This is a genomic window from uncultured Maribacter sp. (assembly GCF_947500985.1).
GTDB lineage: Bacteria > Bacteroidota > Bacteroidia > Flavobacteriales > Flavobacteriaceae > Maribacter.
The window spans coordinates 26,107-39,687 of the sequence record NZ_CANMTX010000003.1; the positions used below are offsets into that span (position 1 = coordinate 26,107).

11 protein-coding genes are annotated in these 13,581 nt (G+C 32.8%); 3 read left to right on the forward strand and 8 right to left on the reverse strand.

Translation table 11 applies throughout. The features are described from left to right. Positions 1 to 51: 51 nt before the first annotated feature. From Q0871_RS06525 to Q0871_RS06545, 5 genes are all read right to left on the reverse strand, one after another. On the reverse strand, positions 52 to 1,281 hold the full coding sequence (locus tag Q0871_RS06525; protein ID WP_299319917.1) for a glycosyltransferase: 1,230 nt from the start codon (positions 1,279 to 1,281) through the stop codon (positions 52 to 54). Between the two features lie 47 nt (positions 1,282 to 1,328). Beyond that, a complete protein-coding gene (locus Q0871_RS06530) occupies positions 1,329 to 2,600 on the reverse strand; it encodes a sugar isomerase (protein WP_299319920.1) in 1,272 nt (423 codons plus the stop codon). A gap of 40 nt (positions 2,601 to 2,640) precedes the next feature. Continuing rightward, positions 2,641 to 3,780 (reverse strand): response regulator, encoded by a 1,140-nt coding sequence (locus tag Q0871_RS06535; protein ID WP_299319923.1) that lies wholly within the window; start codon positions 3,778 to 3,780, stop codon positions 2,641 to 2,643. A gap of 282 nt (positions 3,781 to 4,062) precedes the next feature. Continuing rightward, positions 4,063 to 5,292 carry a glycosyltransferase gene (locus tag Q0871_RS06540; RefSeq protein ID WP_299319926.1) on the reverse strand — a complete coding sequence of 410 codons (1,230 nt, stop codon included), beginning with the start codon at positions 5,290 to 5,292 and terminating at the stop codon, positions 4,063 to 4,065. Between the two features lie 250 nt (positions 5,293 to 5,542). Continuing rightward, positions 5,543 to 6,790, reverse strand: coding sequence for an oligosaccharide flippase family protein (locus Q0871_RS06545; protein WP_299319929.1), 1,248 nt, complete (start codon positions 6,788 to 6,790; stop codon positions 5,543 to 5,545). A gap of 225 nt (positions 6,791 to 7,015) precedes the next feature. Here Q0871_RS06545 and Q0871_RS06550 point away from each other — a divergent pair, with 225 nt between their 5' ends. The 3 genes from Q0871_RS06550 to Q0871_RS06560 all read left to right on the forward strand — a co-directional run bounded on the left by Q0871_RS06550 (position 7,016) and on the right by Q0871_RS06560 (position 11,528). Continuing rightward, complete coding sequence (locus Q0871_RS06550) at positions 7,016 to 9,076, forward strand: tetratricopeptide repeat protein (protein WP_299319932.1); 2,061 nt, start codon at positions 7,016 to 7,018, stop codon at positions 9,074 to 9,076. Positions 9,077 to 9,327: 251 nt separating this feature from the next. Then, positions 9,328 to 11,118, forward strand: coding sequence for a sensor histidine kinase (locus tag Q0871_RS06555; protein WP_299319937.1), 1,791 nt, complete (start codon positions 9,328 to 9,330; stop codon positions 11,116 to 11,118). After that, a complete protein-coding gene (locus Q0871_RS06560; RefSeq protein WP_299319940.1) occupies positions 11,115 to 11,528 on the forward strand; it encodes a response regulator in 414 nt (137 codons plus the stop codon). Before Q0871_RS06555 ends, Q0871_RS06560 begins: the two co-directional genes overlap by 4 nt. A 19-nt stretch (positions 11,529 to 11,547) precedes the next feature. Here Q0871_RS06560 and Q0871_RS06565 read toward each other — a convergent pair whose 3' ends face one another. The 3 genes from Q0871_RS06565 to Q0871_RS06575 are packed head-to-tail and all read right to left on the reverse strand — an operon-like array spanning position 11,548 to position 13,568. Then, positions 11,548 to 12,258, reverse strand: coding sequence for a LytTR family DNA-binding domain-containing protein (locus Q0871_RS06565; RefSeq protein ID WP_299319944.1), 711 nt, complete (start codon positions 12,256 to 12,258; stop codon positions 11,548 to 11,550). Then, the gene (locus Q0871_RS06570; protein WP_299319948.1) at positions 12,259 to 12,579 is read right to left on the reverse strand and encodes an Hpt domain-containing protein; all 321 of its coding nucleotides are present in this window, start codon (positions 12,577 to 12,579) and stop codon (positions 12,259 to 12,261) included. After that, positions 12,576 to 13,568, reverse strand: coding sequence for an ATP-binding protein (locus tag Q0871_RS06575; protein ID WP_299319950.1), 993 nt, complete (start codon positions 13,566 to 13,568; stop codon positions 12,576 to 12,578). The genes Q0871_RS06570 and Q0871_RS06575 overlap by 4 nt, the downstream gene beginning before the upstream one ends. Between the last annotated feature and the right edge of the window lie 13 nt (positions 13,569 to 13,581).

Consider the following 13,581-nt stretch of genomic DNA (forward strand, 5'->3'; position numbering starts at 1 on the left):
AAAAAAAGGCTGGTAACCACACCAGCCCTCAAATACTAACCATATCGATTCTTAATGAACCAATTTCTTCTCCACAGTTGATATATCAATATTGAAACCGCTTTCTTTCGATTTCTGGATTGCCTTAAAGTAATCTATATACATTTGGGTAATAGCAGACATTGGTAATGAGCATGCCGCTTTATAATTTTGTTTCGCCAATTGAACTCTATAAGCATCATCGGTAATAATTTTCTCTATTGCATTTGCAAGAGATGACGTATTGTGTGCATCAAAGAACTCGCCTACATACCCTTCTTCCTTAACCAAAACACTTAAGTCACCTAAATCTGGCAGGGCAACAGCGTTACCATAACTACCTGCTTGGTGTAATACACCAGAACTACCCGTTGTAGAAGTGTATGGAAAAACAGTTACAGCACTATCGCCGAATATTTTCGCCACATCTTCCTCTGCAACATAACCCGTATACCTAATTTGAGGTACGTGGCTATATTTTTGTTTCATTTCTTCTAAATAACCAGGTGTATTTGGGCTATCTGTACCTGCAATAACTATTTCTATATCTTCATTGGTTCTTGCTCTAATTTCTTCTACGGCTTCAATAAGTATTTCTACTTTTTTGTACGTACCGAACTTACCGAATGCCATTACCTGTTTTGGACCAGCCGGAAGTTTAAAATCTGGCTCTGGCGGAGTTTCAAAAGCTCCATGCGGAATTAAAGCTACATTCTTAACCTTGTATTTATCTTCTAGCGTAGTAACATATTTACTGATAGTAACGGCAAGTATATCTGACGCTAATACAAACTTTGTCAACGTCGTACCTATAAAATTATAGATACTTTGTAACAGCTTGTTTTTAGTAAAACCTGCATTTTCTAAATCAACTTGTTCCAAAATATTATGCAAAAGTGATATCGTTGGTATCCCCTTAGACTTGCAAATAAATGGAAGCATTAGCCCTAGTGCTGCCGGTATTTTCTTATCTCCAAATTTCAAAAACTGAAGATTGAACAATACGGCATCTGGCTTTGTTTGAGAAATAGTCTTGCTAATACTAAAGATATTGCTGTAACTATTAAAACTCCAACATTCCTTCACCGTTATCTTACAGCCATTCTCTTCAAAGTTTAAATCTTTAGGTTCATCGGTTCGGTCGGTGATTAGAATTAATTCGGTCACTTCTTCTTGAAGTCTAAAGTGTTTTACCAAGTAATAACCGTACTCTGTTAAAGTTACTTTACTAGGCGGATAGGCGGTTACGATTGCTAATTTCATTTGAGGTAATTTTAATATACAGGGTTATTTTGTGTTGGCATAGTGTGCTATGCCAAATTATTTTGTTTTTTTAAGGCTATTGAATCCTTTTTATTCTTGATGATGAAAAATAATAATTGTGCTACCAATAGTATGACCATGGCAATGATTTGCATTTGAACTACAGTTTCAAGATTATCATGATAAAGCATGATCAGTGCCACTTGAGAAAAGCCCAAAAGACCTGATAGAATTACAGGTGAATATTGATTTAATGACAGAAAGTAATATGCAAAAATATTAGACACTGCGAATAGTGATGTTGCCAAAGCATACTTCCAAAGTAAATGCGCAATAGATAAATATGCATCACCGAACATTAACGTAATAATCAAATTCGGAAACAGAAAGCATACAAAAACTATAAAGGTGGATAAGCCACCAATAAAGAATACATACTTAAAAAGTACCGGAGCCGTTGGCTCGCCATCTTTTTGTTTTTGAATGACTGTTGGCATTAATAACATTACGAACATCCAAGCAACAAAGTACACTACCCTACCTATCAATGCCAATGATGAATACAAGCCAGCCTGTTTATCATCAAAATAATGCTTGACCAGTAGAATATCACTATTGTTTATAATAATCTGCGTAAGTTCATAACCAGCCGTAAGACCAATAAAAATCCAGACTTGTTTTAAATCTACCGCAGCTAATTTATCCTTTGAAAAAACTTGAACACCTTTAAAATCTGACGGAAAAAGTCCGAATACAAAAGAAAGTGCAATACCTACTGCAATTAACATTCCCGGTTCAAAGGGTACCAATAACAATAACGCAAAAGTGATCAATAACCTACTCCACATTTCTGTTTGGTAGGTCCCAGCCAATTTACCAAAGTCATGCTTACCTTGAAACCTACCCCTGTTAACACTCATAACAAAGTATAAGGGTATGGCCACAGCGAATATCATGAACATGTAATGGTTTTGCGTATTAAAGAGGGCTTGTAAATTTTTAGAAAAAATGAGTACAAGAATTCCAGTAAATACACCGAATACCAATGCATATCTATACATGGTATTCTTAAAAGTAATCCACGTATAATCTGTAAATAACACAGCAAATTTTGTAGTTGCCAATTGAAAAGTCATACCAACAAATGACAACACTAAAAGTAATGTCACTAAAAGCGCGGCATCAGCAAAAGCCTCAGGACCTAGCAATCTACCTAAAAGTAAATTGTATAAATAGTTACCGCCATTTACCAGCAAAGCACTGCCCATAAACAAATGTTTTGGGGAGATACGCTTTAAAGCTAATTTAATTGCTGTCATGAATTTGATAGGGTTTTTGGGGGGATTGATAGTACTTATTTTATCTGTAGACAAAAGCGATTTTTGCCAACTGACCAACAATCTTTACAGAATCTTTCATGGATAGTTTAGAACCATCGGCATGTATCCATCTTTTTAACGGCTGCTCACAAATAAGTTTTTTCGCTTCCGTTTTACCATAATACTTTCTCATTCGAATAAACATTTCAACATCGAACAACCATTTGGTAATAAAAGGTTTACTAAAAAGTAAAGGAACTACTGAGCGATCCATCACTTTTGCACCACATTGGGTATCATTAAATGGCATTCTTAAAATGGTTCTAATAATCAGGTTTATAGTCATACTAATAACCTTTCGCGCAGATTCTTTAGTAATATCCGCACCCATTCTACTCATTCTCGAGCCACTAACAATCTTAAATTCAGAGTTGTCTAAGGTTTCGACTAAATCGTCAAAATCTCTAAAATCGGTAGACAGATCGGCATCTAAAAATCCGATATAATCTAATTGAGGATCTTTTGCCAAGTGTAGCATACCTAAGCGAACCGCTTCGGCCTTACCACCATTTTTCTCGCAATCGTATATACTGATATTACTTTCGTTACCTTTCTTTAATTCTTCTAAAACTTCTAAAGTTTTATCGGTACTACCGTCGTTTACAAAACAAAGATGGTAGCCAAGATTACTGTGTGCAAAGTCTCTGAACTCTTTACCTAAAAGGCGTTCTTCTTCATTATAACAAGGTATAACAACACCAACACAGTTTTTTTGAAGCATTCTTGCGCTACTAGACTCTTGAGGGTTCAGTTCTATAACTGGCGCGCCGATCAACCTTTTAATACGAGCCGCCATTTCAGACAAACTCACGGGCTTTTTCATATAATCGTCGATGCCTAACGTAAAGCCATCGGTAATAATGGTTTCATCTGTATTACCCGACATTACTAATACCGGCGTAGTACTACGTTTGCCTTCTTTAATGTGTTTAACAACATCTAGACCAGACATATCTGGCATATTTATATCTACAAGAACCAAATCTGGTTCAAATGAATTATAAACTTCTATTCCTTTTTTACCAGAATCAGCTGTTTTTACATCATAACCTAATTCGGTAAGTCTTTTCTCAACAGATAATAAAATAAGCTGTTGATCATCTATGGTTAGTATTTTCATGGTTTTACGTAAGTAAGATTTAACTTACATATAACGTGAAAATTCATTAAAATTGTAGTTTTATAGTTAAAAACTACAATTTTAATATTAATATGAATTAGGTAAAACCTTTGGACATTACTAATAAAAAGCATTATCGTTGAAATGTGCCTTTATAGGAGTTTCAAAAAAATTATAATTAAAAGCGTTCTTAATTGCTTAAATACAGGGTCTTAAAAACAAAAATAAAAAGGGAGTAGCTAACCATACTACCCCCTTTTTCACAAAACCTAACCAAAAAATTTAAACCATTAATTCTTTTTCTAATATCGGCACGTCTAACGTGAAACCTTTAGATTTAGCCAATTCTAAAAATTTAAAGTACTCTATATATACTTGTGTAATATCTGACATAGGTATTGAACATGCAGCTCTATAATTTGCTTTTGCCAAGTATGTTCTATAGGAATCATGTACCAAAATATTTTCTATGGCGTCTGCTAATGAGGCTGCACTTTCAGGTTCAAAGAACTCTCCTTTATAACCTTCCTCCTTTACCAATACACTAAGGTCTCCTAAATCTGGTAATGCAACCGCTTTTCCATAACTACCTGCTTGGTGAAGTACACCCGAACTACCCGTGGTAGATGTATAAGGAAAAACAACAACCGCGCTTTCACCAAATAATACAGGGACATCTTCTTCTGCAACATAACCTGTAAAAACTAATTGCTTTACATGAGTAAATTTATTTTTCACACTTGCTAAGTACCCAGGTGTGTTTGGACTATCTGTACCAGCAACAACTATTTCGATATCTTCATTGGTACGTTGCCTAATTAACTCGATTGCCTCAATTAAAATTCCAACTTTTTTGTAGGTTCCGAATTTTCCAAAAGCCAATACTTTTTTTGGACCTGCAGGTAAGTTATAATTAGGTTCTGGAGGCGTTTCAAAAGAACCATGCGGAATTAAAGCTACATTTCTAGATTGATATTTTCCTTCTAATATGATTTGGTATTTACTAATGGTTACAGCAACAACATCTGAAGCCAAAACAAATCTTGTTAATACATTGCCGAGACCATTATAAACCTTCTGTAAGAGCTTATTAGATGTGATACCCACATTCTCCAAATCTACCTGCTCTAAAATATTATGCAATAATGATATAGTAGGTATTCCTTTTAACTTGCACACTAATGGTAACATTAAACCCAGTGCAGCAGGTATTTTTTTATCTCCGAATTTTAAAAATTGTAGATTGAAAAGAACGGCATCGGGTTTTGTTTCTTTAATAACACGATTAATCTTGAATATGTTTTTATAATCATTAAAACTCCAACATTCTTTAACGGTAATCTTACACCCTTCTTCATTAAAATCAAGATCCTTAGCACCTTCAGTCTTGTCTGTAATTAAAACAATTTCTGTTACTTCTTTTTGAAGTCTAAAATGCTTTACTAGGTGATAACCGTATTCGGTCAATGTTACTTTACTTGGGGGGTATGCGGTTACAATTGCAAGTCTCATAGGTTAAGGTTTAAAATACTATTGGGTTATTTCTTCTACAAATATCTAACTATGATGAAGCATTTTGAGGTGATTTTAGGTGGATGAAAGCTTACTGTAGACCAATGGAAGTTCTAATTGGTTAAGCCATTCTTTTAAATTGATTTATCGGTAATACAATTGATACTTCTTAAATAATCTTAAACTATAATAATTGAAAAAGCCCGAAGATGGGGATTTCCTCGGGCTAGACTCACCTAACATTAAAATATTAAGAGGTCTTATTCAGTATGTTATTATGAGAAAAATAAAGTAGTTGCGCCACTAGCAAAGCAACCATGGCTATTATTTGAACTTGTACCACCATATATAATGTACTATGAAAGAACATGATCATGACAATTTGCGATATACCCAACACACCAGACAGTATTACAGGTAGATATTTATCTAGTGACAAAAAGTAGTAGGCAAATATATTTGAGATAGCGAATAAAGAAGTCGCCAAGGCATATTGCCATAATAGCGGTGCCATTGAAATATAAGCTTCGCCAAACATTAATTGAATTATTAATTCAGGAAAAACCGCACAGCAGAAAATAATAACGATTGCCAATACCCCCACATAACTTAAATACTTTATTAATATAGGTGCAGTTGGCTCGCCATCTTTTTGTTTTTGAACAACAGTAGGTAATAGCAACATTACAAACATCCAAGCGACAAAATAAACGACACGCCCAATCATGGCCAAAGAAGAATAGAGCCCGGCATTTACGGTATCGAAATAGTGTTTTACTAAAAGAATATCACTGTTATTTATGATAATTTGGGTTAGTTCATAACAGGCGGTCAGTGCTATAAAACTGATTACTTTTCTTTTATTTTCTTTGGATAAGATAACTTTTTGAATGATGCTCTTTAGATTAAAATCTGTAGGAATTAATCCGAATACGAAAGACAATCCAATACCCAATGCTACTAAAAAGGCAGGTTTAAAAGGCACCAACCATAGTAACCCCAATGTTATCAATAACCTACTCCACATTTCTGATTGGTACGTCAATGATAGTTTCTGATAATCTTGCTCGCCTTGATACCTTCCTCTATTAACCGACATAAAAAAATACAAAGGCACCGATACGGCAAAGGTTTTAAATAGCAGAGAAGATTCTGTATGAAATAGCTCTTGTAAGCTACCGGCAAAAGCAAATAGTAAAATACCTATTAGCGTACCAAATCCTACAGCATACTTATATAACAATTGTTTTAAAGCAACCCAATCATCATTGTTGAACAATATGGCAAATTTGGCTGTCGCCAATTGAAAGGTCATTCCTAAAAAAGAGAGCACGAGTAGTAATGTTATTAGTAAGGCAGCCTCACTATATGCTGCGGGACCAAGCAATCTACCCAGTATAAGATTATAAAGATAATTACCCCCATTTACTACCAGTACGCTTCCCATAAATAATTTTTCTGGAGAAATTTTGTGTAGTATTAGTCTAATTGCTATCATAATCATGTTTTTTTTAAGTCTCAACATTGACTTGGTTCTACATCAAATATCATGAAGGCTACCCTGATATTTTAAGGGCTTTAGGTCGATAACCAATTAGTGTCGACGAATGGCAATTATCGTACTTCCGTAACGGTGAAGTCAATTTTATCTTTACAATATTGAAAAAGACAAATAAATCGCAATAATTACCGTTAGGTATTTGTAGTATTAATCTCACTTTAAATGATTCGTAAAGTAGTATTCCTTATTCTGTTAACCTCATCCTTCTTAAAAGCTCAATCTGATATGACCAAAGGCTTTGGTTTATTGGAGAAAGGTGATTTTCAAGAAGCAGAACTTTTTTTTGGTGAATATCTTAAAACAGACCCCAATAATAAAACGGCACTACTCTGTTATGGGCGAGCGGTTGGGTTAAGTGGCGAACCACAAAAATCAACTGGTTTGTTCTCTGATCTTTTAGAAGATTACCCTGGTGATTTTGAAATTTTAATTAATTACAACGAATCGTTTCTATGGGCAAAAGAGTACGAACAAGCAAAACCTTTATATGCTGACTTAGTAGATAAGTTTCCAACAAAATTTGGTGCAGTATTAGGGTATGCTAATACCTTAAGTAATTTAAAAGAATATAAACTGGCTTTAAGTTGGGTAGAAAAAGCAATTGAGTTAGAACCAGACAATGCAAGTGCTAAGATTTCTAGAAAATTTATGCGTTTAGGTTATGCAAACGAATTTGTAAACAATCAGCAATACGGGAAAGGAGAACAAACCTTAAAGAAAATTTTTGAAGATTTTCCCGAAGACAAAGATGTTCTTATAAACTTGGCGAACTTATATCTCATTATCAAACAGGCAGACAAGGCAAAGGATATTTATTTTAGATATGCAACTACCCCAAAAGATTCTATTACTGCATTAAACGGTATTGCATTAGCAGAACATATCGATGAAAATGATAAAAAAGCACTTATTATCTCTAAAGGAGCAACCCTAAAGGTTGATAAAATTGATAATGTAAAACTTACCGAAAGTACTTACGATCGTTATGTACAAGCCTTAATATGGAACAGAAAGTTCATTTCTGCAAAGAATAAGATTGATAGTTTAGAAGTTCATTACCCGAATAAGAATTGGATATTAGCCTTAAAAGCTACATTAGGTCTATATACCGGTGATGCTAAATCTAGTGTTGAAAGCTATGATAGAATTTTGGTTAATGACAGTGCCTCATTTGATGGTAATTTAGGTAAGGCAAATGCCTTATTTGCTTCTGACAAGATTATACCGGCTTACAATATGGCCAACCAAACATTAAAATTCTATAAGAATCAAAAAGATGCCAAAGGATTTATTGATAAGTTGAACTTAATGCATACACCTACAATTGAAGAGCATGCTGCTTATACTTTTGATAATGGTAATAATGTGGCATTTTTTACCAATACTACCGTTGATGTCCCTTTTAGCACAAAATTTAGAACTACGGTTTCTTACTTTTTTAGAACGACAGAAAATAGTGTCACCGATAATAAAGCAACCTCTCATGTTTTATTGGCCGGCTTACAATACAAATTATTTCCGAAAACGGTGCTAAAGACGGTACTAGGTTTAAACAACTCTAGGTTTTTAGATGATGCATATACACAACCGGTTTTAGATATTAAATTAGACATGCAACCTTTTAAATTACAAAACTTAACACTTGGGTATCAACGAGAAGTTCAGAGTTTTAATGCTGAATTAATAGAACGTGAAATTGTACAAAACCATTACGGACTTAATTACAACCTTGGCACCAATGTAAATTTTGGTTGGTATACGCAACTAATGCACACCCAACAGAGCGATGATAACGTAAGAAATTTATTATTTACTTCTTTATATTATAATGTGCTGCGTAAACCTGCTTTAAAAATGGGTGTTAACTTCCAGTATATTACTTTTAAAGACCAAGTACCAACCATATACTTTAGTCCAGAAGTATACAAAGCAGTCGAATTATTTGCAGATATACGTGGTAACATCTCAGAAAAAACAACTTATATGGCTAGTGCAGCCACAGGTATTCAACAAGTAGAGGATGATGCTAAAACGGCTATTTTTAGAGCTGAAACTTCTGTACAACGTCAATTCTCAAAACGATTTAGCTTAAATTTATATGGCAAGTATAGTAATATTGCCTCTGCCACAGCAGCCGGATTTGAGTTTACCGAAATCGGATTAAAAGCAAAATGGTTATTTTTAAAGAAGCCACTTTTTTATAAAAAACTGAATCTAGATTAGTAATAATTGAGCATTCGATTTTTTTATTTTCATTCTGTTTAAGAAATGTTATCTACTTAATTGAATAAATTGGACTACAAAATCTAAAAATTCCTACAAAAAATATATTCTACTTAAATAAAATTTATGTAAACGTGCTAAATAGTGATGAAAAATTAGAAATAATGTAAGAAAATTACTTATTTTAGCGTAAGAACTTAAAGTACCCCACACTAGAAAACTATAGAAAATGAGCTATTAACTAAGCTTATATGTGGAAGAAAGTTTTTAAAATGTTTATTGGCCTTTATGTACCACTTTTTGTGCTTACCCTTTTTTTATATTACTCCCAAAAGGCAAAACAAATTGAAAATATTACGGAGCGTCAGATTCGTGCAAACACGATGAAGAAAGTTTCCTTTGAAGAAAAATGCCATTCTTTTTTACGTAATACCAATTATTGGGCTAGTTTAAAATACCCAAAGAATTTTGATCCTTTAGAAGAGCATTCCTCATTCTTAAGGTCTTACCTAGAACTTATTGAGTATATTACTATTTATGATCAATTTCGCTTTATAGATTTAGAAGGAAAAGAAATTTTTAGAGCCGAACGGGTTGGAAACGATTCTATTGTAATTAGCGCTTTACAAAATAAAAATCACCATCCTTATGTAAAGGCAGGATTACAATTAAAAAGAAATCAAATATATCTTTCTCAAATAAGCTTAAATAGAGAAAATGGCGTAATTGAAAAACCTTATAAACCAGTTATTAGAACTGTGGCTCCTATTTTTGATAATGAGCAAAATCAAATAGGTTTAGTGGTCATTAATTTTAAAATGAAAAATGTTTTGGACCAAATGAAATCCACAGTTGAAGACAAAAATGTTTATTTGTTAGATGAGGATTACAGAGTTATAAGTTCAAGTACTATAACAGAAGATTTGCCCTATGAATCTGGAAATGAAAATAGTATAGACGGTATTTTAAATACCGAAGCAATAACCCATATTCGAGACAGCACTTTTGTTGAAAATGGTCATATATGGTCGCAGCAATCTATTAATTTAAATGGAGCAACATTTACGTTTGGTTCTATATCTAATTTACCAACAGAAATAGTAACCCCATCTAATTGGCTTCTGGCCTTGGAAATACCTCGAACAATAGTAAAATCCGAATTACAACCTGTCTTTAAAAGCCTATTAACCTTTAATATTATTTCAATTATTAGTCTATTAACGCTATGCTATATTTTTCAAAAAAAGAAAGTGCAAAAAGAGCTATTCTATAAAGAATTAGAAAGTAAGAATATATTGCTTAACAGAAGTAAAGACCTATTAGAAGAGAATAATGTAATGGTCAATGAAATGAATAATAGCTTAGAAATAAGAAATAAGCAATTAAGTGATTTCAACTATTTAATTTCTCATAACCTACGTTCACCAGTTACAAGTATGTCGGTAATTGTTGAGATGATACAGAAAGAAAAAAATCCTGAAGTATTACATCAATTACTGCCTAAACTAGATAAGGTAGCTAAAAGCATAACCAACCTTACAGAAGACATAAATGACTACTTATCTATACTTGATACTAAAGAAATAATAATTATTGATATCGATTTACAAGAATTGATACTCGAAGTAAAAAATAAATTTACAGAAACACTTTTAGATAATAGCGGATTTGAGGTACTTCTGAATTTAGAAGCTTGGGATCATATTTCATATTCAAAATTCTATTTACAAAGTATCGTTCATAATTTTATATCCAATGCAATTAAATATAAACGCGACAATGTCGATTCGCATATTCAATTTGAATCTGCAATAGAAAATAAACAAAAGGTGTTGTATGTTCGAGATAATGGCATAGGGTTAAATTTAGAAAGACATGGCGATAATGTCTTTAAATTATACAAACGCTTTCATAGAAATATCTCTGGTAAAGGAATGGGACTTTTTTTGGTGAAATCTCAATTAGAAGCACTTAATGCAACAATAACAATAGATAGTAAAGTAGGTCAAGGAACTACATTTAAATTAATATTCGAAAAATGAACACAAAACCGAACATATTGCTAGTCGATGATGACGAACTGTATTTGTATTTAATGGAAAAGACAATTCATCAAATATCGAAAGAATTAGTAGTTTCAACCTTTACCGATGGGGAACAAGCTGTTGAATATATTGCAAAATGTACTGAAGAGCAGGTTGAATTACCTGAAGTTATATTTTTAGATATTAATATGCCATTTTTAGATGGTTGGGGCTTTCTAAACGAATTCAAAAAACTAAAGCCTAAAATCATTAATAACATTAATATTTACATGGTTAGCTCATCTATGCGCGATAGCGATGTAAAAAGAGCATCTAATTTTGAAGAGCTTACCGGGTATGTAGTAAAGCCAGTAAACAAAGTTCAATTAGCAGAAATATTTAAAAAGATTTACCACGAAAATTGGTGATTATTACTTTAGAAAAAGCTTAAAGTAAATTTAAACGTCTCATTAATTCTGGACGATTAGATCTACTAATGGGTACCACATTTTTAGCAATAAGCACACTATTATCTTCTATATCAATAATTTTGGTAAAGTTGATAATATAAGATCTGTGTATTTGCAAAAACAACTTTTCAGGTAATTTTTCCTTTATCTTTTTCAAGGTAGTATGTACCCTATGGTCTTCTTTTTCTGTTTTAACATCAATATAATCGCCTTTGGCTTCGATAACCAAAATTTCGTCAAGCTTTAATTTTATCAACCTTCTATCAATGTTGATATATAAATCTTCGCCTCCCGACGAATCTGTATTGGATGTTACCTTTGCTTGTGGCTTTTTAGAAGAACTATTCTTAATTTTTTCAATACTTTTTTCAAAACGTTCTAGCGTAATCGGTTTTACCAAATAATCAACAATGCATTCATATTCATAAGCGGCTATTGCGAAATCTGTGTCAGAAGTAGTCATAACTACCTTAGGTGGATCTTTAAGCGTTTGTATAAAATCCACACCACTAAAACCAGGCATATGTATATCTAAAAAGATAACATCAATATTTTGTTGATTTAAAAATTTGATTGCCGAAATGGCATTATCAAATTCTTCAATAACATCGAGCTCTGGTATTTTTGAACATAGTTGCCTTACAACTAGTCTTGCCGTGGCTTCATCATCGATTATAATACAGTTCATTTAAATTGTTTTAATGTATTCTTCAATAGTTTCTAATACTTCAACGAATTTAGATTGACTATCGTGCTTTCCATCCAATAATTCCATTTCATAAGCTACTGCTAACTTATAAGAATTTTCTAATCCTAAGATATTGAACTTATGTTTTAGTTTATGAACAATTTCGGCTGTTTCTTTTACTCTTGTATTTTTTACATGACCAAAATATTCTTCCTTTTCTAATGGAAACTCGTTTTTAATAATATCAAGAAACTGATTTCTAAAAGCAATATCGTCACCGGCAAGCTCATCTACGTAATTAAGGTTGGGTTGTTCTATCATGAATTCTTTTTTAATGTGATATAAAACGTAGTACCAACGTCTTCTTTTGATTCTAATTGAACATCGCCTTCATAAAGTACCGCAATTTTCTTAACAATTGCAAGTCCGATGCCAGTAGCATTATTAGCTGTCTCCAACTTTTTAAACATTTCAAAAATTCCTTTTTGATGCTTTTCAGGTATTCCTTTTCCATTATCTGAAACACTAAATTTCCAATAAGTGTCATCTAACTCGTAACCAATTTTTATAACTCCTCTTTCAACATGTTCAGTTGCCGTTATAGCATTGGTAAATAAATTCATGAACAATTGCTCTAAACGTGATCTTTCAAAAAACATTTCTGGCAATTCTTTATCATACTTAAAGGTTATGTTTTCAGGTACGTATATGGTTTTTTCTATATCTCTTAGACTATCTTCTAAACTAAAAGTTACTTTATGCTCTTCAGTCTCACCCATAGTGGCGTGTTTTAGTATACCACTAATAAGCTTGTCCATCTTTGTAAGATTTTCAGATATTAAAGAACAATTCTCTTTACTAGTATCAGAAAATTTATCTTTTTCATCTTCCATTATCCAGCTCATCAACGCATTGATGTTTCGTATAGGCGATTTTAAATCATGCGATACCATTTGCGCATAATTATTTAAAGATTCATTCTGGTTTTCTAAACTACTTAGAAGTTTATCTTTTTCTGTTGACATCGCAGAAACCTGAGATGCCAAATTACTTATGTAAGTTGCAAGTTGTTCTGTATTAAACTCGTCTTGAATCTTAGTATCTTTTTCATCATTCAAATTCTCTCTTAAACTACGAATAGCGTTTTCTAGAGAAACAAGAATACTCTTTTGTTGCGATGCCTCTTTCTGTAGACTTTTATTGGCTTCAAAAAGTTCGTCAGAACTAATAGCCGAAGCTCTATGAAGCATAGAAAATTTATCATCAAAATTCTCATAAGATTTTTCTACAGCTTCTAAAAAACTTTCCATTTCTCGGTGCGCC

Coding starts and splice junctions, on each gene's coding strand:
- Q0871_RS06525 (WP_299319917.1), bottom strand. CDS start 1,281: ATGAAATTAGCAATCGTAACCGCCTATCCGCCTAGTAAAGTAACTTTA.
- Q0871_RS06530 (WP_299319920.1), bottom strand. CDS start 2,600: ATGACAGCAATTAAATTAGCTTTAAAGCGTATCTCCCCAAAACATTTG.
- Q0871_RS06535 (WP_299319923.1), bottom strand. CDS start 3,780: ATGAAAATACTAACCATAGATGATCAACAGCTTATTTTATTATCTGTT.
- Q0871_RS06540 (WP_299319926.1), bottom strand. CDS start 5,292: ATGAGACTTGCAATTGTAACCGCATACCCCCCAAGTAAAGTAACATTG.
- Q0871_RS06545 (WP_299319929.1), bottom strand. CDS start 6,790: ATGATAGCAATTAGACTAATACTACACAAAATTTCTCCAGAAAAATTA.
- Q0871_RS06550 (WP_299319932.1), top strand. CDS start 7,016: ATGATTCGTAAAGTAGTATTCCTTATTCTGTTAACCTCATCCTTCTTA.
- Q0871_RS06555 (WP_299319937.1), top strand. CDS start 9,328: ATGTGGAAGAAAGTTTTTAAAATGTTTATTGGCCTTTATGTACCACTT.
- Q0871_RS06560 (WP_299319940.1), top strand. CDS start 11,115: ATGAACACAAAACCGAACATATTGCTAGTCGATGATGACGAACTGTAT.
- Q0871_RS06565 (WP_299319944.1), bottom strand. CDS start 12,258: ATGAACTGTATTATAATCGATGATGAAGCCACGGCAAGACTAGTTGTA.
- Q0871_RS06570 (WP_299319948.1), bottom strand. CDS start 12,579: ATGATAGAACAACCCAACCTTAATTACGTAGATGAGCTTGCCGGTGAC.
- Q0871_RS06575 (WP_299319950.1), bottom strand. CDS start 13,568: ATGGAAAGTTTTTTAGAAGCTGTAGAAAAATCTTATGAGAATTTTGAT.